The following is a 17,180-nucleotide window of genomic DNA, read 5'->3' as shown; positions in this document are numbered from 1 at the left end:
GGGGACGTGGACAGCGTGAGCGCGAGTGCCGAGGACGCCCGGCGGCCGATGGCCGGGACCGGTGCGGCACGGCGTGCCGCACCCACCGCCCGGGCCGCGGCGCCCCGGGCGGCGCAGCCCGCCGACCCGTCCGCGTCCCGCGGCGGCTCCGCGCCGTTCCCGGAATCGCTGCTGAACGTCCTGCGGGTGGGCATCGTGATGATCGACGCGCACGGCCGCGTCGTGCTCTGGAGCCCCACCACCACCGAGATCCTCGGCTGGCCCGACAGCCTGGCCATCGGGCGCCACCTCAGTGACTTCTTCCCCGAGGGCCACGACCCCGGGGGCATCGCCATCTACCGCGCCCTGCTGCGCGACGGCCTCTGGCGCGGCATCCTCCCGATGCGCCACCTGGACGGCGCCACCGTGGAACTGGAGGGCCGGGCCACCCTGCTGCGCGACCCCGACCGCACCCCTTTCATTCTCGCCAACCTTGTGGAGACCAGCCGGATCCGCGCCGTCGAACAGGACCTGGCCGCACTGGACGGCCTGTTCACCGCCTCCCCGCTGGGCATCGCCCTGTTCGACACCGACCTGCGCTATCTGCGGATCAACGACGCGCTGGCCCGGCTCAGCGGCGTCCACCCGGACGACGTGGTCGGCAAGACCGTGCTGGAGGTGCTGCCCGAACACATGTCGCGCGAGATCCACGAGATCCAGCGGCAGGTGCTGCGCACCGGGCGGTCCGTGATCGATCTGGTGATGCCCTCCCCCGACCGGAGCGGCGCCCGCTCGCTCTCCTTCGGCCGGCTCACCGACCGCGGCGGCCGGCCCCTGGGCGTGGGCTGCACCGTCATCGACATCACCGAGCGGCGCGAGGCGCTGGAGAAGATCGAGCACGCCCGGCAGCGGCTCTCCCTGCTGGACGACATCGGGCTGGCCCTGGCCGACCTGCTGGACGTGCGCCGCATCTCCGAGGTGCTGGCCCAGGTCCTGGTGCCCCGCTTCGCCGACTACTCCGGGGTCATGCTGCTGGACGAGGTGATCAACGGCGGCGAGCTGCCCTCCAGGGCCCGGATGGCCTCCGCCCCGCTGCGCCAGACCGGGGTCGCCGCCAAGGAGTTCACCCCCGCCGTGGAGCGGATGCTCCGCGCCGGCCAGGACATCGCCTTCGAGCCCGGCTCGATCTTCGGCCGGGTGCTGCTCAGCGGCTACCCGTATCTGGTCGGCTCGGAACGCGAGCTGGCCGAGACCACCTACCGGGACGATCCCAAGGTGCGGGCCGCCATCGAGCTGGGCATCCACTCGCTGATGGTGCTGCCGCTGCGCGCCCGCGGCACCGTGCTCGGCCTGCTGGTGGTCAGCCGCTCCGGGCGGCGCACCCCGTTCAACGGCGAGGACCTGGCCCTGGCCGGGGAGGTCGCGGCGCGCGCCTCGGTCTCCCTGGACAACGCCCGGCTCTACGCCCGGGAGCGGGACAGCGCCGTGATGCTCCAGCGCAGCCTGCTGCCGCAGCGGGTGCCGGAGCCGCCCGGCGTGCAGGTGGGCTACCGCTATGTGCCGGCCAGCACGGGCGCGGAGGCCGGCGGCGACTGGTTCGACGTCATCCCGCTGGGCGACGGCCGGGTGGCCTTTGTGATCGGCGACGTCATCGGGCACGGGCTGCAGGCCGCCGCCACCATGGGACGGCTGCGCACCGCCGTGCGCACCCTGGCCGGGGTGGGCCTGCCGCCCGCCGCGCTGCTGCGCCACCTCAACGAGCTGGGCGACGATCTCGCACCCGCGCCCGACGAGCTGCTGATGGCCACCTGCATCTACGCCATCTACGACCCGGCGGAACGGAGCTGTGTCCTGGCCAACGCGGGGCATCCGCCGCCGCTGCTGCTCGCCCGGGGCCCGCACACCGGGCTGTGGCGGGCCCGGACCCTGCACCTCCCGGAGGGCATGCCGCTGGGGCTGGAGGACGCCCGGTTCGAGGAGCGGCGGATCGATATGCCGGACGGCGCGATCCTCGTCCTCTACACCGACGGACTGATCGAACGGCGCGGCTCGGACATCGACGAGGGGCTGGAGCGGATGCGCACGGTGCTGGGCCGCACCACGGGCGACACCCCGCCCCTGGAAGACCTGTGCGACCGGGTGCTGACGGCGCTCACCCCGGACGGCACCGGCACCGTCACCGGCACCGGAGCACAGCCGCCCGCGGACACCACCCGGGACCGGGCCGCGGCCATGCCGGCCCCCGTGCCGCGGCAGGGCGCGGAGGACGACATCGCGCTGCTGGCCGCCCGGCTGGGCGGGCTGCCCGGCGAGACCTCCGTCTCCTGGAGCTTCCCGGCCCGCAATGTCGCGGCCTACCGGGCCCGCAGCCTGGTCCGGCACACGCTGCGCGACTGGGGACTGGAGCAGCTCACCGAGCCTGCGGTGCTGGTGGTGAGCGAGCTGGTCACCAACGCGGTACGGCACGCCCGCGGCCCGGTGGGGGTACGGCTGGTGCGCGGGACCCGGCTGCTGGTGGAGGTCTCCGACTCGCTGCCGGACCCGCCGCGGGCGCGGGACGCCGCACCGGACGACGAAGGCGGCCGTGGCCTGGCCCTGGTCGCCCGCACCGCCCAGCGCTGGGGCACCCGCCGCGAGCCCCACGGCAAGACCATCTGGCTCGAACTCCCCCTCCCGCCCGGGCCTACAGCCCCCTGAGCCCGCCGCCGGGCTCAGCGGACGGGAAGGTGATAGGAGATGCGGTAGCGGTCGGCCGGCAGGATGATGTCGGCGGTCTCCACGGCCATGCCGCCGGAGCGGAAGGTGCGGGTGATCACCAGCACCCCGTGCCCGGGCTGGCCGCCGAGCACCGCCGCCTCGGCCGCCAGTGCCGGCCGGGCCCACACCTCCTCCTGGACGTTGTCCACCACCACATCGATGGCGGCCATCCGCTCCACCACGCCGCGCCCGCCCAGCGGCCCCTCCTCGGGCAGCATCACCGGTGTCCGGCCGGTCAGCCGCAGCGGCTCCCAGGACGTGGAGAGCATCACCGGCCCGCCGCCGGCGCGGAACACATACCGGGTGCACATCACCGCCTCGTCCCGCTCCAGCCCGAGCCGCTCGGCCACGGCCGGCGAGGCCGTCTGCCGCTCGCTGCTCGCCTCCCAGGTGCCGCTCTGCCGCTCGTCCGCCTGCTCCTGCCGGAACGGCGTGGAATCGCCCAGGGTGCGGTAGGCGCTGCGGAACAGCCGCAGCGGTACCGGCCGCTCCCGCACATAGGTGCCCGAGCCCGAGCGGCCCTCCACCAGCCCCTCGGCCATCAGCACCTTGCGCGCCTCCAGGGCCACCGTGTCGGAGACGCCGTAGCGGGCGCGGATGCCGGCCTGCGAGGGGAGCTTGGCATTGGGCGGCAGCGTGCCATCGGCGATCTGCTGCCGGAGATCATCAGCGATGCGGAGATACGCGGGCTGGTCGCCGAACGGCACGAGGCCCTCCCAGGGCTGCTCCCATGCATGCTCCCATGCACGAATGACAAACAGCAACAGCTTGACAACAGAACGTGGTCAAGGCAAGAACTGGCCATCGCTTGACACGCAGTTCCTGCCGCCCGCACATGCCGTCGGAAAGGCATCCGCCCAGCTCGAAGCGGCGGGCGGGGGCCGGCTCCGGCCCCCCGCGGAGCGCACAACGCGCGGGCCGCCGCTCACACCAGACGGCGACCCGCGCGGCTTGGGGGTGGACGGGTGGCCGGATCCCCGGGTGGTCCGTGCCCGTCCCCGTGCCGTGCCCGCCTTCGGCTACGGACCGGCGGTGAACACCTGGAGCAGCTTGTCCGGCGACCCCGGTCCTTCGTCGCTCAGCCGGCCCCTGGCCGACGCCCGGTCCAGCGCGGCGGCCACCTCGGCCGGCGCGGCCTGCGGATGGTCCGCGAGATACAGCGCCGCGGCCCCGGCCACATGCGGGGTGGCCATGGAGGTTCCGGAGACGGTGTGGGTGGCGGTCGGCGAGCCGGTCCAGGCCGAGGTGATGGAGCTGCCCGGCGCGAAGAGGTCGACGGCCGTGCCGTAGTTGGAGAATGCCGCGCGGCGGTCGGAGGGGGTGGTCGCCCCCACCGTGATCGCCTCCGCCACCCGGGCCGGCGAGGTGCCGGCCGCCGGCTGGTTCTCGTTCCCGGCCGCCACCACAAAGGTGACCCCGGCCTCGATGGCCGCCCGCACGGCGTCGTCCAGCGCCTGGCTGGCCTCGCCGCCCAGGCTGAGATTGGCGACCGAGGGACCGGTGGCGTTCCCGGTGACCCAGTCCATGCCGGCCACCACCGAGGCGAGGGTGCCGCTGCCCTCGTCGTCCAGCACCTTGACCGAGACGATCTCGGCGCTCTTGGCCACGCCGAACGCGGCGCCGCCGGCCGTGGCCGCCACATGGGTGCCGTGGCCCTGCCGGTCCGAGCCGTCGCCGCCGAAGGCGTCGAAGCCGAACACCGCCCGGCCCCCGAAGTCCTCGTGCTCGTAGTGGATCCCGGTGTCCAGCACATAGACCGTGACACCCGCGCCGCCGTGGTCCGGATGGGCGAAGGCGTCGTCCAGCGGCAGATCGGGCTGGTCGATGCGGTCCAGGCCCCAGGAGGGCGGATCGGTCTGGGTGGCGGTGAGCCGGACCGCCTGGTTCTGGATCACCCCGGCCACCAGGGGGTCCGCGGCCAGTGCGCGCGCCTCCCGCTCGGTCGCCTCGATCTCGAAGCCGTTGAGCGCGTGCTCGTACACCTGCTCGATCTCGACGCCGAACCGCTCGGCGAGTCCGGCGGCTTCGGCGGAGGCGGCCCGCGGCGCGGTGTCGTCGAGGGTGACGAGGTAGCTGCCGGCTATCGCGTCGGGGGTGCCGGCGTTGACGATCTCACCTTCCGGTACGGGGGCGGGGGCGGGCGCCGCGGCGGCCGGGAGGGTGCTCCCGGCCCCGAGGAGCACCGCTGCGCCGGCTGCCGCGGCGGTGGCGCCGCGCCACCACGAGGGGGGCGTCACTGCCATCGGTGTGCCTCCTGACGGTTCGTCCTGTGGGGATTGCCTGCCGGGGTGGAGCGCGGGGTTTCCGCGGGACGGCGTCCCGGACACGCCAATGCGGAACGGGTTCCTCCGGTTTGGCGTGCACAGGACACTCAATGAATGATTCGTGCAGCCACCGGAGATCGGCAAGGGGCGCACGAAGGCATGGCCGGAATGACCACGGCATCCACACAGGCCCCGGCCGGCTTCACGCCCCTCACGAGATCCGCACACCGGCGCATGTCCCCGCACATGGCGGTCCCCTCCGCCCCTCGCCCGCACCACGCGCGTTAACGCGCCGGCCTTCCTGACGTACCGTTCCGGCCACCGAAACGAGGGGCCGGCCGGGGAAGAAGTGGACATGGGGGATTTCTGGGGGGACCTTTGGGACCCCGAAGTCATCGTCGGCCTGGTCGCGTTGACCGCCACGGTGGTGCTCTGGCTGCTGGACCGGCGGCGCAAGCGGATCGGCTGGCGGGTGCAGATGGACGCGGTACTGCGCGACCCGCCCGACGGGCCGCCCGGCTTCCCGGACCTGACGGTCTACCGGGACGGCAGCGAGGTCGCCGACGCCTCCTTCGCCCTGGTACGGGTGGAGAACGACGGCAGCAAACCGATCACCCGCGAGGACATCCAGGAACTGCTCACCGTCGACTTCGACGGCCGCCAGGTGGTGGCCGTGATCGTCACCGACGCCCAGCCCCGGCTGCTGATCCGGCGGCTGGAGCGGCTGACCCACCAGGGCAGCCGGATCACCCTGCCGCCGTTCGCGCTGAACCCGGGGAACCACTTCAAGCTGCTGGTGCTGCTTTCCGGCGAAGGCTCCGGCGGCGAGGTGGAGACCGAGGGGCTGATCAGCGGCGGCCGGATCGTCCGGAACAAGCAGCGGACCGGCCCGCGCCCGCTCTACCTGGTCCTGGTCGCGCTGCTGCTGGTGGTGACCAGCGCCATCACCCTGCGGGTGGTGAACAACCCGGACGCCAGGGACCCGGCCTGCGCCACGGGCACCCTCACCCTGATCGGCTCCACCGCCTTCGAGGCGACCACCACGAAACTGGCCGAGGCATACATGGAGCTCTGCCCGGACGCCGTGATCGAGGTGGACCCGGCCGGCAGCGAGCAGGGGCTGTTCGAGCTCGCCGCCCTCGGCCAGGAGCAGGGTGCGCAGGCCGCCGCGGACCACCTCACGGTCGCCGACGGCAGGGCCGACGAGAAATACCGGCAGTTCGACGAGCATCCGCTGGCACTGAACATCTTCGCCGTGGTGGTCAACCGCGACGCCGGGATCGACCGCCTGACCCTGGACGAGATCCACCGGATCTACCGGGGGGAGATCACCAACTGGAGCGAGCTGGACGGCAACGACCGCGACATCGCGCTGGTCAGCCGGGACACCGGCTCCGGCACCCGGGCGCTGTTCGAACGGCTGGTGCTGGGCTTCGGCGAACCGCTGGCCGTCAATTCCGGCGACTGCCGGACCCGCTCCCCGGGCCATGGCGACGACGGCCCGCTGCGCTGCGAACGGCGCTCCACCGGTGATCTGCTCACCGAGGTGAACCGGGTGCCCGGCGCCATCGGCTACGCCGAGGCGCAGGCGGCCACCGACTTCTCCGGGGTGCGCACCGTGGCCATCGACGACTTCGCCCCCAACTTCGCCAATGTCGAGGACGGCTTCTACCCCTTCTGGGAGGTCCAGTACCTCTACTCCTACCGGACGCCCGAGGCCGGCTCGCCGGCCCGGAAGTTCCTCGACTTCCTGTCCCGGCCCACGGCCCAGGGGCTGCTCGACTCCCCCACCACCATGCCGTGCGACGTCGCCGGGTCCGACTACGGCATCTCCTGCGACGACCCGCACGGCTGACCCGCCCGCCCGGCGCAGCGGGCCGCCTCCCGGAAGGCGGATCGGCGGGCCCTCGCGTTGAATGGAGGGGTGGGCCATGCCGCGGAGCACAGCGGGGCCGGCCGCGGGCTGCCGTGGTCGGCCGAGCTGGTGCTGGACGCCGACGGGACGGTCCTGGCCTGCACCGCGACCACGGCGGAGCTGCTGGGCCGGCCGCTGCCGGAGATCCGCGGCCGGCCGCTCGGCGGGTTCTTCCGGGACCCTTCCCTGTGGGAGCGGCTGGCCGCGAACGCCCCGGACGCCGCGCAGGCCGTGCTGCGCCGCCCGCTGGCCGGCTCGCTGGACGCCTCGGTGAGCGTGGCTCCGCTGTTGACCGGGGACGGACCCGGACCGCGGCTGCTGGTGCGGCTGGCGCCCGCCTCGAACGGTGAGATCCGGGACGAATTCGGCCTGCGCGTCGCCCTGGACAGCCGCGGCACCGGGGTCATGGTCTCCGATCCGCGGGTGCAGCAGCGGCTGGACCTGCTGCACGCCGCCGCGGTACGGATCGGCGGCTCGCTGGACATCACCGAGAGCGCCGAGGAACTGGTCGGCATGCTGGTTCCGGTCTTCGCCGATCTGGGCGCGGTGGACCTGACCGAGGAGGTGCTGGCCGGCGAGGAGCCCGGGGAGTATGTGACCGGCACCCCGCAGCGCCGGGTCGCGGTGGCCGCCGCCCGGGGCTGCTGGCCCGACGACATCCACCAGCTCGGCGAGACCTTCGCCCTGGGAGACGTGGAAAGCGCGCACATGCGGCGCGGCGGGGCCGGCGTGCTGCCCGATCTCGGCCCGCTCCGCGCCGAGCTCGGCGGCACCCCCCGGGCCCGCCTGGTGCTCACCCGGTCGGCCACCTCCTTCCTGGTCATGCCGCTCCGGGCGCGCGGCGCGGTGCTCGGCGCGCTCGGCCTGTGGCGGACCGGCGACCGGACCCCGTTCGACCACGACGACGCCGAGCTGACCGAGCAGATCGGCTCCCGGCTGGCCCTCGGCCTGGACAACGCCCGCCGCTACTCCCGGGAGCGGCGCACCGCCGAGGCGCTGCAGCGCAGCCTGCTGCCCCGCCCGGACGTGGCCGTCACCGCGGCGGAGACCTCGGGCGTCTACGCCCCGGCGGCCACCGCGGCCGGCACCGGCGGAAGCTGGTACGACGTGATCCCGCTGTCCTCGGCCCGGGTCGCCTTCGTGGTGGGCAAGGTCGCCGGCCACGGAGTGCACGCGGCGGGCGCCACCGGGCGGCTGCGGTCCGCCGTGCAGACCCTGGCCGACCTGGATCCGCCGCCGGACGAACTGCTCAGCCACCTCAACGACCTGGTGGTGCGGTTCGGCGAGGACCAGGGGCAGCGCGACCCGGCGGGTGCCGCCTCGCTGCTCCGCGCCACCTGCCTGTACGCGGTCTACGACCCGGTCGGCCGCCGCTGCCTGCTGGCCAGCGCCGGCCATCCGGCACCGCTGCTGGCCCGGGCCGGGGAGGACACCGCCGCCGATGTGGTGAAGATGCATCCCGGCCCGCCGCTGGGCACCGCGGGCGAGCCGTTCGAGTCGGCGGAGCTGGTGCTGGCCGGCGGCGATGTGCTGGCCTTCCACTCCGGCGGGCCGCCCGGCCGCAACTGGGACACCGACCGTGATCTGGGCCTGCTGGGCGCCGGCGCCCAGCGCGCCGCGGGCGCCGCGGGCGCCGCGGGGAGCGCCGCGGCGGGCCGGGAGCCGCTGCACACCATCACCCGGGACATCCTGGAGCGGCTGCGCGCCGAGCCCCGCCGGCACGATCTGACCGTGCTGCTGGCCCGGGTGGGCGAGACCCCGGACGACGCCACCGCCGTCTGGGAGCTGCCCGCCGATCCCAGCCGGGTCGCCGAGGTCCGCTCGCTGGTCTCGGCGCAGCTCGCCGCCTGGGATCTGACCGAGCTGCTGTTCGCCACCGAGCTGATCGTCAGCGAGCTGGTCACCAACGCCATCCGCTACGCCGGCGGACCGGTCGGCATCCGGCTGATCCGCGACCAGCGGCTGATCTGCGAGGTCTCCGACCCCAGCCAGACCCAGCCGCATCTGCGCCGCGCCCGGCTCTCCGACGAGGGCGGCCGGGGCCTGTTCCTGGTCGCCCAGGTCGCCCACCGCTGGGGCAGCCGCTACACCCCCACCGGCAAGACCATCTGGACCGAACAGGAAATGCCGCCCCGGTGAGCCCGGCGTAGCGTGGAAGCACAGCGACAGCAATCCACCACCACGGCCGAGAGAGAAGTGAGCACCATGGCCGGCCGTAACCGCGGGGAGATCGAGGCGGAGGTCAAGGACACCCTCGGGCTCGTCCCGCATTTCTTCAGCCGCATCCCCGACGATCTCCTGGAGCACGAGTGGGAGATCTTCAAGAAACTGGAGCTCGGCGAGACGCTGATCCCCAACAAGTACAAGGAACTGATGGGCGTCGCGGTGCACGCGGAGACCAAGTGCCGGTACTGCACCCTGTTCCACACCGAGGCCGCGAAGCTGTTCGGCGCCACCGACGAGGAGATCCAGGAGGCGGCGCACTACGCCAAGAGCACCCTGGGCTGGAGCGCCTACCTCAACGGCATGCAGGAGGACTACGACACCTTCGCCCAGGAGCTGGGACAGATCAAGGACTACCTGAGCGCCAAGGCGGGCTGATCAGCGATGCGGCTCGCCTGGGACCGTCCGGGGGTGCTGCGGCTGACCGCCCATGCCCATGAGCTCTCCGCGCTCGTGGCCGCGGCCCGCTATGTCGCCGAGACCGCGCCCCCGGACATCCCCCCGGAGGCGCTGTCCGACCTCCGCGCCATCCTCGCCGACTACGACACGCACACCCGGACCCTCGGCGGCCCGCCCCCGCCGTCCCCCACGGCATGATCACCACGCACCGGGCACGGCAGGCCCGGGCCCGGGCCACGGACGCCAACCTAGGGCATGAGCGTGCTGCCCGGCTGGATGTACCCGCCCCGCGCGGAGGGCTGGCTGGCGGACGACCTCGACCGCCTCCCGGAGGCACCGCGTCACACCGAGCTGATCGACGGAGCCCTCGTCTTCATGACGACCCCCCAGCGGTCCTGGCACGCCCGCGTCGTCACCGCGCTGACCACCGCACTGCCGGCGCGGGCACCGGCCGGGACCGAGGTGGAGCGGGAGATGACGGTCCGCCTGGACTCGCGCAACCGCCCCGAGCCCGACCTGCTGGTGACCACCGCCCCGTACGACCCGGACCGCACCTGGTACGCCCCCGAGGACGTGCGGCTCGTGGCCGAGGTCGTTTCGCCCGAGTCCGCCCACCGGGACCGGACCGTCAAACTGCGCAAGTACGCCGAGGCGGGCGTCCCGCACCACTGGCGTGTGGAGGACGAGAGCCACGCCGCCGTCGTGCACGTCTACGAGCTGGACCGTCCGGCCCGGGCATACGCCCCCACCGGAATCTTCCGCGAGCGACTGCGCCGGCCCGTCCCGTTCGAGGTGGACATCGACCTCACCGGCCTGACCCGGGCCCCTGACCGGACACGGCGCGGCCGGCCGCACCGTCACACGCTGCAGAGGGATGCCCGAAGCCAGATCCCGACCTGCGGCGACATGCCCTCCAGAGCTCTGACCAGGATCTCTCGTCTGCGGACACCGGCTCCCGACGGCCGTTTACGGTGTCCTGCGGACTGGCCGGGCGTGCTGAGGCAGCACATTCCATGGCACACCGACGGGACTTGCAACGAGACTGCGCAGGTGAGCAACTCTTACCCCTGCCCGTGCTGCGGGCACCGCGTGCTGGACGCGATGCCCGGCTCGTACGAGATCTGCCCCGTCTGCTTCTGGGAGGACGACCACGTCCAGTTCCGCTGGCCGACCATGCCCGGCGGCGCGAACAAGGTCTCCCTGGTCGAGGCCCAGCGCAACTACCAGGAGTTCGGCGCCTCCGACCAGCTCGGCCGGCGGTACGTCCGCCCGCCGGCCGAGGACGAGCCGCTCGACCCCGCCTGGCGCCCCATCGACCTGACACGCCTTCGAGGACTGGGCGGCCGAGGACCGCGCCCCCTGGCCCGACGACCGCTCGGTGCTCTGCTGGTGGCTCCCCACTTTCTATCGCCGGGACCACTCCGCGTCATGACCTCCCACATCGAGACACTCGTCCGGCAGCTCGACGGCAAGGCCGACGAGTCCTACGACGCCCGCGCCGAGCTGATCCGGACCGGCGCCGACGCCATACCCGCCGTCATCGACGGCCTGCCTTCCCTCGGCGGCTTCGGTCAGCTGACCGCCGTCGAGGTCTTCGAGGAGGTGGCCGACCCCCGTTGCGGCCCCGCTCTCATCGGCCTGCTGGACAGCGACAACCCCACCGTCCGCGAACGGGGCTTCACCGAGATCATCAACGACCTGGCCGACCACGCCCAGGTGATCCTCTGCTCCCAGTTCTGGCGGGTGGACGCCGGCCGCACAGACGGCGTCCACGGCCCCGGCCTGGACCGGGAAGTCGACTGGACCGCGCCCTGGGAGCACCTGGTCGAAGAGTCGCGCACCTGGTCCCTGCTGGAAGCATCCGAAGGTGAGGGGCGGCTGGTGCCGGAAGGTCTTCGCGGCGGTCCGCAGGGTGTGGGCGTGCTGGAGTTCGGAGCGGATGCGGGAGCGGTTGGCGCGGTGGAAGGCTGCTGCCGCCCGGCGAAGCCGGGGGCACTCCGTGCGGACCGTGAACGCGCCGCACCCCCTCCACCGCAGGTCAGAGGGCGTTCCGCATGATCGTTCAGACGTTGAAACGGAACGTTTGAAACACCGCTCCGACCTGCGATAACGGGGTTCCCGCGGGTCGAGGTCAGCACAGAATCAGCACGGGAGATCAAGGTCAGCACCTACACCGCTTCCTCGTACCCTTCGGCCTCCCGCGGCGCCTCGGTCGGCACCTCCACCGGCACAGGCCGCATGGCCTCCTGCATGATCTCTCGGCAGCGGTGCCACGCGCCAGGCACGAGGTGCCCATACGTGTCGACCGTGGTCTTGATCGACTTGTGGCCGAGCCACCGCGAGACCTCATGGATGGGGATGCCGTTGGCCAGGGCAGTCGAGGCGAAGAAGTGGCGGAGACCGTGCGGGGTGTACTTCGGCTTGCCGTCCCCCCGGACGAGGCCGGCGACCTTGAGCGCCCTTCTGAAGTGGTACGCGTATGTCGTGGCCGTGGGCATGGTGCCCTTGCCCCGCTCTGGGGGCGCGAAGAAGACCTCCAGCTCCTTGTCTCGGCCCGCCTTGTCCTTGAAGGGCACGGGCACGGCTTCCCACTGCTCCATATGGGCGTCGATCTCCTCTTCGAGGAACGGCGCCGTGGGGATGTCGCGGTACTCCCCTTCCGCCCGGTGCTTCAGGGGCACGAACCGTGTCCGGCAGTCCCCGCGGTTCGCCTTCGAGCTGACCTGCCAGCGAATACGAATGAAGTCGGTTCGGCGACACTCCGTAGCGAAGGCGAGGGTCTCGCTGATCCGGAGGCCGGCCCCTGCCTGCAAGTAGATCGTCAGCCGGTACTGCGGAGAGATGTGCTTCGCGATGAGGTCGACCTCTTCGAGGGTCGGGATCTCGTCCTCATCCACGGCGAGCGAGCTCGTCCGGGGGACCTTCACGCCTGCCGCAGGGTTCTCCGCTATGCGCTTCTCGGTAACGGCCGCCTGCACCATGGCTGCCACGAACTTCATGCGGTCGTTGATGGTGGACGCGGCCATGCCCTCGCCGTTCCGGTGCAGGTCCGCGACGAACTTCTCGAAGTCCTTCTTGGTCAGTCCGGCAAGCGTCTTCCGGCCAAGGTGCGGAACGAGGTGGTTCTTGGTGAATCCCTCGTAGTTCCGCCGCGTGCCCTCGGCGAGTATCTGGAGCCCGAGCCACTCTTTCGATCAGGCGCGGAGGGTGATGGCTCCTCGCTTGGGGTCGAGGTAGACGCCCATGCCCTTGTCGTGCTCGACCTTCGACGCGAATGCGTCGGCGCCATCGGGGCCGGTCTTCTTGGCGAACGTCTTCTCTCGCTGGCGGGCCGTCCGGCCGCCGGGCTCGCGGTATCTGACCGTCCAGTTGTGGCCGCAGCGGTTCTTCTCGCAGGGGTAGAACTTGTTTGTCTCATCGGTCTTGCACTTCTGGAAGACGGTGGCCATATGGCCTCCTTTCTTAGTGAAAAAGGGCATGGCTCTCCCGCAGGAGAAAAGGGAACGGCTCAGCCGTAGTTCTCGTCCAGGTAGGCCACGATGTCGCGCTCACGGGATCGCAAGAGGCGTCCGACCTTCTGGGGTTTCAGGCCCCACGCGCGATACTTGTTCCGGACCGTGATTTCGCTGACCTTCAGCCACTCGGCGACTTCTTCCGGGGTCAGCAGCCGGTTACTTCCGCCTGTCGGCACTTACGCGGCCACCGCCTCGTAGTCGGCTCGGCTCTGGCTGGTCAAGTGGTATCGGCCGAACTCGCACTCGTAGTAGCGGTTCTCGTAGTGGATTCCTCGACGGGTGCCCTTGCGTTCAGCTGTGCGCTGGCGTTTCGCCTGAGCCTTCCCAAGGGCTTTTGGGGCGGCTCGCTCGTCCTGATACGCACGCTTGGAGCCGCACGGGCAGGCACGGAAGTCAACGGTCATGGTCGTCACGTCTCGGTTTCCTGGTTCTACTTACGGAACTTGTCGCATGGGCAGGTGGGAATCTGGCAGGCACCTCGGGCGGCCGAGGCGGCGGAGTGAGTGAAGGGGGCGTGGCCGTCGTGGCCGAGCGGGCTTCCTACGTTCGGCAGATCCTCGCCGACGCGGGGTCCGGCCTTCTGCACTGCTGGCTGTCCCAGCGCCTACGGGACCGCTGGCTGACCGAAGCCAAGCACCGCACTGCACACGTCTCCTACGAGGCCGCCCGGCACAAGGCGGAGAGGAGTGGCCTGTGACGGCCTACGACCGGCGACTCGTCGAGCACCTCCTTCCGGCGGTGTGGGACCAGGAAGCGGCGTACGGCATCCGCAACCCGACAGCCCCGGACGCCGACATGCCGAAGGGCACGGTCGACCCGAAGGCCGCGGGCATTCTGTTCGCCCACCTCGCCGACATCCGGCGGGGCTGGGCGACCGCCCCGCTCACCTCTGCCGAACGCCAGGCCCTTGTCCTCCGCTACGGCGCGGACCTGCCGGACGACGAGGCGGGCGCGTTGCAGGGCGTGACGGGCAGGGCGACGCGGTACCGGTGCGAGCGGGGCATCGGGAAGATCGCGGCGCACTTGAACGGCCACAGCTACGTGGACGGGTACGAGGAACTGGACGATGCGGCGGCGTGACCGCAGACGTGGGCCGAGTGACCGGCGGACTACAAATCCGCGTGAACAAGCCATTCTGACGCGAAGAACGCCTCGCTCCCTTGACCCGGCACAACCGCTCGGGAAGCGTCGCAACGCAAGAACCCGCAACCGACTTGGAACGGGAGGGCACCATGGCCCTAGAGTTCGTGGGAATCGACCCGGAGACCACCGGAGGCGGCTCGCCGACTGTGTGGGTGGAGGAAGAGACGGCCGACCTCGTCCTCCAGGGCGAGGAGGCCGACAAGCTGCTGAAGGCCCAGGTGAGCGAGACGGAGTGGGTCGCCGGACACGACACGGGAATTCCCGCGCATGAGACGGTGATCCGCATCCCCGCCCGCATGGTGCCGATTTTGAGGGAGGCGTGTGATGTCGCAGAACGGCGTGCCGGACTTCGCTGAGCTGTTGCGGTCCGCCCAGCGCACCGCCGTCCACCTGGAGATGCGCGACGTCTACAGCGTCGGCGACGAGAAGGACAGCTTCGAGGAGTTCTTGCGGACCGGTCGGACTGACCTCGACCCCGATTCGCCGTTCTGGCAGGGCTGGACCCCGCTGGTGCGCGAAACGGTCGCCAGGGGCGTCCAGATGCGCCGGGCCCGGATCGTGTCCGAGCCGGTGACCGATTACATCCGGTGGGAGCACGCCCTGACCGCGGTCAACGTCGCCGTTGGTGAGCAGGTCCGCTGGCTCCCGCGTCGTCTCGCCTCCGACATCGCCCTTCCCGGAAACGACCTGTGGCTGATCGACGACCGGCGGGTGATGTTCCACTGGTTCACCGGGGACGGCGACTGGGCAGGACATGAGTTCAACGAGGACCCCGACGTGGTGAAGATGGTCGTCGCCGCGTTCGAGGCTGTGTGGGAACGCGGCATCGACCACGAGAAGTTCACCGTCTGATCCCCCGCACGACCCCATGCCCGCCTCCCCCTCGTCCAGCGCCCAGGCGGCGCGTGAAGCCCTCGCGAAGCGCCTGCAGCACCTTCGCCAGGACGCCGGCCTCACCGGGAAGGAGCTCTCCTCCCGGTGCGGCTGGCACCCGGCGAAGACGACCCGCATCCAAAAGGGCGAGGCCGCACCCTCCGACGCGGACATCAGGGCCTGGTGCGCGGCCTGTGGAGCGGAGGACCAGACAGAGGATCTGATCGCCACGGCGCGGGCGGTCGACTCCATGTATGTGGAGTGGCGGCGCATCCACAAGAACGGCATGCGCAAGGTCCAAGAGGACTTCTACACCCTCCACGAGCAAGCGGCTGTGTGCCGCGTGTACTGCTCCAACGCCGTTCCCGGGTTCTTCCAGACCGCCGACTTCGCCACCGCCCTCATGCAGTCGATCACCGACTTCCAGGGAACTCCCAACGACGTCGCCGAGGCCGTCGCCGCCCGCCTCGCCCGTAGTCGGTTCCTGTACGAGGGAGGCCACCGCTTCGTCGTGCTGTTGGAGGAGTGGGTTCTGCGCTCGCGGATCGGCGACCGGGAGACGATGGCGAACCAGCTCCGGCACCTGCTTGACGTCCTGCCACTGCCCTCGGTCTCGCTCGGTGTCATCCCCTTCACTGCCCAGCGCGTCATCTGGCCCCTGGAGGCGTTCTACGTCTTCGACGACGCCCACGCCGTGGTGGAGACCCTGACCGCCGAGATCAACATCAGGCAACCGCGCGAAATCGCCGACTACCGCAAGGCGTTCGCCGAACTCGCGAAGATGGCCGTCTACGGCGACCACGCTCGCGCCCTCATCAACTCGGCAGTCAGCGCCCTCAGATGACGTTCCGCAATAACCCGCAATTTCGTTGAGCCCGATCTCACGGGCTTCGTACGGTCGTTGACGTCGCCGGAAGGCCAGGCTCCCCGTGCCGGCGGCAGTGGAGGAGAGGCCCAGCCCCACGCCCTCGTAGCCGGGCTGGGCCGTCCCATCGGAGGGATGACCCCGTGACGACGACCGCCGCCAGACCCGCCTCGATCGGCGCACCCGGCTACAGCGAGACGATGCCGTGCGAGCCGGAATCCGCACGCCGTGCGCGCCTGCTCATTAGTGCCGCCCTCAACACCTGGGGCATAGGCAACCTGGTGGACACGGCCACGCTGGTCGTCTCCGAACTCGTCGGCAACTCCGCCCAGCACACCCCGTGCCGTCTGCTCCGGGTCACCGTCAGCCAGCCCGCACCACACCGCGTGAAGATCGCGGTCACCGACAAGTCGCGCACAGTCCCCGACATGGCCAGCCCCGCCGACGACGCCGAAGAAGGTCGCGGCCTGTTCCTCGTTGACGTGCTGAGCGTCCGGTGGGGCTACGACCGGCACCGCTGGGGCAAGACGGTCTGGTCGGAGCTGGAGGTCCCCACATGCTGACCCTCCGGCTGCTTCCCGAAGAAGAACTGGACGGCGACCCGGCGCAGTGCGTCGAGCTGGCGGTGCCCCGACGTGGTGGTGACACGATCACTGTGACGTCCCTGCGTCTGACGCCCTCCGACCTCGTCCGGCTGCGGACCGAGGCCGACCTGGCTTTGGGCGAGATCCGTGCGGAAGTCCTCCGCGCCGAGGCTACGTGGCGTCAGCTCCTCGGCCGCTGGTTCGAGGAGGGCCGGGCAGCCGTCGACTCACTCACCCCTGACGTGGCGCTCCTCACCCGCGTCCTGGAGGGCCTGCGCACCTCCCTGTAACCCACAGGCTCCCGGCCGACGACCGAAGGACAGCACCGGCCGGGAACGGCACCGGGGGACTTCCCCCCGAGGTACCCCGGCGCCATGCACAGCACAGCTCCATCAGACGAGCCCGGCCGGACACGGCCGGGAGAACCGAAGAGGAAGGAGCACGAGGTGGCAGAGAGCACGACACCGCCGCCGACCCCGAGTGGCCTCCTGGTGGCGGTAGAGGAACTGACCGCCGTCCACGACCGGTACGACAGCCTCCGGTCCGACAACGCCGGGAGTTCCGGCGATGCCCCGTGGCCGGGCGGTGACGGCAACCTGACCGACATCGAGTAGCACAAGGCGGCGGGGGTCCGCGCGGTCCGCCGTGCGGGCCCCCGCCGCA

The 17,180-nt window shown here is 71.5% G+C and carries 20 protein-coding genes and 1 pseudogene; 15 read left to right on the top strand and 6 right to left on the bottom strand.

What is annotated here, in order from left to right; genetic code table 11:
* Nucleotides 1-15: 15 nt before the first annotated feature.
* Nucleotides 16-2,676 (top strand): SpoIIE family protein phosphatase, encoded by a 2,661-nt coding sequence (locus tag BM242_RS02210; protein ID WP_245833749.1) that lies wholly within the window; start codon nucleotides 16-18, stop codon nucleotides 2,674-2,676.
* A 14-nt stretch (nucleotides 2,677-2,690) separates the two neighbouring features.
* On the opposite strand, the gene BM242_RS02205 is transcribed toward BM242_RS02210, so the two are convergent.
* Together BM242_RS02205 and BM242_RS02200 are read right to left on the bottom strand one after the other, a co-directional pair.
* Complete coding sequence (locus BM242_RS02205; protein ID WP_093836863.1) at nucleotides 2,691-3,443, bottom strand: GntR family transcriptional regulator; 753 nt, start codon at nucleotides 3,441-3,443, stop codon at nucleotides 2,691-2,693.
* 312 nt (nucleotides 3,444-3,755) lie between these two features.
* Nucleotides 3,756-4,979 (bottom strand): S8 family peptidase, encoded by a 1,224-nt coding sequence (locus BM242_RS02200; protein WP_093836862.1) that lies wholly within the window; start codon nucleotides 4,977-4,979, stop codon nucleotides 3,756-3,758.
* Between the two features lie 376 nt (nucleotides 4,980-5,355).
* On the opposite strand from BM242_RS02200, the gene BM242_RS02195 reads away from it, so the two are divergent.
* The 6 genes and pseudogenes from BM242_RS02195 (at nucleotide 5,356) to BM242_RS31015 (ending at nucleotide 11,595) form a co-directional block, all read left to right on the top strand.
* On the top strand, nucleotides 5,356-6,855 hold the full coding sequence (locus tag BM242_RS02195; RefSeq protein WP_093836861.1) for a substrate-binding domain-containing protein: 1,500 nt from the start codon (nucleotides 5,356-5,358) through the stop codon (nucleotides 6,853-6,855).
* Between the two features lie 69 nt (nucleotides 6,856-6,924).
* A complete protein-coding gene (locus BM242_RS02190; RefSeq protein WP_093836860.1) occupies nucleotides 6,925-9,054 on the top strand; it encodes an ATP-binding SpoIIE family protein phosphatase in 2,130 nt (709 codons plus the stop codon).
* Between the two features lie 66 nt (nucleotides 9,055-9,120).
* Nucleotides 9,121-9,516 (top strand): carboxymuconolactone decarboxylase family protein, encoded by a 396-nt coding sequence (locus tag BM242_RS02185; protein ID WP_093836859.1) that lies wholly within the window; start codon nucleotides 9,121-9,123, stop codon nucleotides 9,514-9,516.
* A 6-nt stretch (nucleotides 9,517-9,522) separates the two neighbouring features.
* Nucleotides 9,523-9,735 (top strand): hypothetical protein, encoded by a 213-nt coding sequence (locus tag BM242_RS02180; RefSeq protein WP_093836858.1) that lies wholly within the window; start codon nucleotides 9,523-9,525, stop codon nucleotides 9,733-9,735.
* 57 nt (nucleotides 9,736-9,792) lie between these two features.
* A pseudogene (locus BM242_RS02175) lies at nucleotides 9,793-10,356 on the top strand (Uma2 family endonuclease); the annotation flags it as partial.
* A gap of 87 nt (nucleotides 10,357-10,443) precedes the next feature.
* The gene (locus BM242_RS31015; protein ID WP_342746937.1) at nucleotides 10,444-11,595 is read left to right on the top strand and encodes a CPCC family cysteine-rich protein; all 1,152 of its coding nucleotides are present in this window, start codon (nucleotides 10,444-10,446) and stop codon (nucleotides 11,593-11,595) included.
* Nucleotides 11,596-11,705: 110 nt separating this feature from the next.
* Here BM242_RS31015 and BM242_RS02160 read toward each other — a convergent pair whose 3' ends face one another.
* The 4 genes from BM242_RS02160 to BM242_RS02145 all read right to left on the bottom strand — a co-directional run bounded on the left by BM242_RS02160 (nucleotide 11,706) and on the right by BM242_RS02145 (nucleotide 13,456).
* Nucleotides 11,706-12,563 carry a tyrosine-type recombinase/integrase gene (locus BM242_RS02160; RefSeq protein ID WP_245833748.1) on the bottom strand — a complete coding sequence of 286 codons (858 nt, stop codon included), beginning with the start codon at nucleotides 12,561-12,563 and terminating at the stop codon, nucleotides 11,706-11,708.
* Between the two features lie 168 nt (nucleotides 12,564-12,731).
* Nucleotides 12,732-12,986, bottom strand: a complete 255-nt coding sequence (locus BM242_RS02155; RefSeq protein ID WP_093836856.1) for a hypothetical protein — start codon at nucleotides 12,984-12,986, stop codon at nucleotides 12,732-12,734.
* A gap of 59 nt (nucleotides 12,987-13,045) precedes the next feature.
* Entirely contained in the window at nucleotides 13,046-13,228 is a 183-nt protein-coding gene (locus tag BM242_RS02150) for a helix-turn-helix domain-containing protein (protein WP_093836855.1), read from the bottom strand.
* Nucleotides 13,229-13,456: a hypothetical protein gene (locus BM242_RS02145; RefSeq protein ID WP_245833810.1), complete on the bottom strand. Its 228-nt coding sequence runs from the start codon at nucleotides 13,454-13,456 to the stop codon at nucleotides 13,229-13,231.
* Nucleotides 13,457-13,551: 95 nt separating this feature from the next.
* Between BM242_RS02145 and BM242_RS29140 the strand changes: the two genes are divergently transcribed.
* From BM242_RS29140 to BM242_RS29135, 8 genes are all read left to right on the top strand, one after another.
* Entirely contained in the window at nucleotides 13,552-13,749 is a 198-nt protein-coding gene (locus BM242_RS29140) for a hypothetical protein (protein ID WP_175541213.1), read from the top strand.
* Nucleotides 13,746-14,132, top strand: a complete 387-nt coding sequence (locus BM242_RS02140) for a hypothetical protein (protein WP_093836853.1) — start codon at nucleotides 13,746-13,748, stop codon at nucleotides 14,130-14,132. The genes BM242_RS29140 and BM242_RS02140 overlap by 4 nt, the downstream gene beginning before the upstream one ends.
* A 152-nt stretch (nucleotides 14,133-14,284) precedes the next feature.
* The gene (locus BM242_RS02135) at nucleotides 14,285-14,551 is read left to right on the top strand and encodes a hypothetical protein (RefSeq protein ID WP_093836852.1); all 267 of its coding nucleotides are present in this window, start codon (nucleotides 14,285-14,287) and stop codon (nucleotides 14,549-14,551) included.
* Nucleotides 14,520-15,047 (top strand): DUF6879 family protein, encoded by a 528-nt coding sequence (locus BM242_RS02130; RefSeq protein ID WP_093836851.1) that lies wholly within the window; start codon nucleotides 14,520-14,522, stop codon nucleotides 15,045-15,047. The genes BM242_RS02135 and BM242_RS02130 overlap by 32 nt, the downstream gene beginning before the upstream one ends.
* A gap of 16 nt (nucleotides 15,048-15,063) precedes the next feature.
* Nucleotides 15,064-15,912, top strand: a complete 849-nt coding sequence (locus tag BM242_RS02125; RefSeq protein ID WP_093836850.1) for a helix-turn-helix domain-containing protein — start codon at nucleotides 15,064-15,066, stop codon at nucleotides 15,910-15,912.
* A gap of 164 nt (nucleotides 15,913-16,076) precedes the next feature.
* On the top strand, nucleotides 16,077-16,496 hold the full coding sequence (locus BM242_RS02120; protein ID WP_093836849.1) for an ATP-binding protein: 420 nt from the start codon (nucleotides 16,077-16,079) through the stop codon (nucleotides 16,494-16,496).
* Entirely contained in the window at nucleotides 16,490-16,807 is a 318-nt protein-coding gene (locus BM242_RS02115) for a hypothetical protein (RefSeq protein ID WP_093836848.1), read from the top strand. Before BM242_RS02120 ends, BM242_RS02115 begins: the two co-directional genes overlap by 7 nt.
* Nucleotides 16,808-16,963: 156 nt before the next feature.
* Nucleotides 16,964-17,131: a hypothetical protein gene (locus tag BM242_RS29135; protein WP_175541212.1), complete on the top strand. Its 168-nt coding sequence runs from the start codon at nucleotides 16,964-16,966 to the stop codon at nucleotides 17,129-17,131.
* Nucleotides 17,132-17,180 lie beyond the last annotated feature (49 nt).

Origin of the sequence: Streptomyces aidingensis (assembly GCF_900112355.1) — a bacterium.
Taxonomy (GTDB): Bacteria; Actinomycetota; Actinomycetes; order Streptomycetales; family Streptomycetaceae; genus Streptomyces; species Streptomyces aidingensis.
Note: the sequence above shows the minus strand (reverse complement) of the source record. Positions and strands in the feature narration are given on the sequence as shown.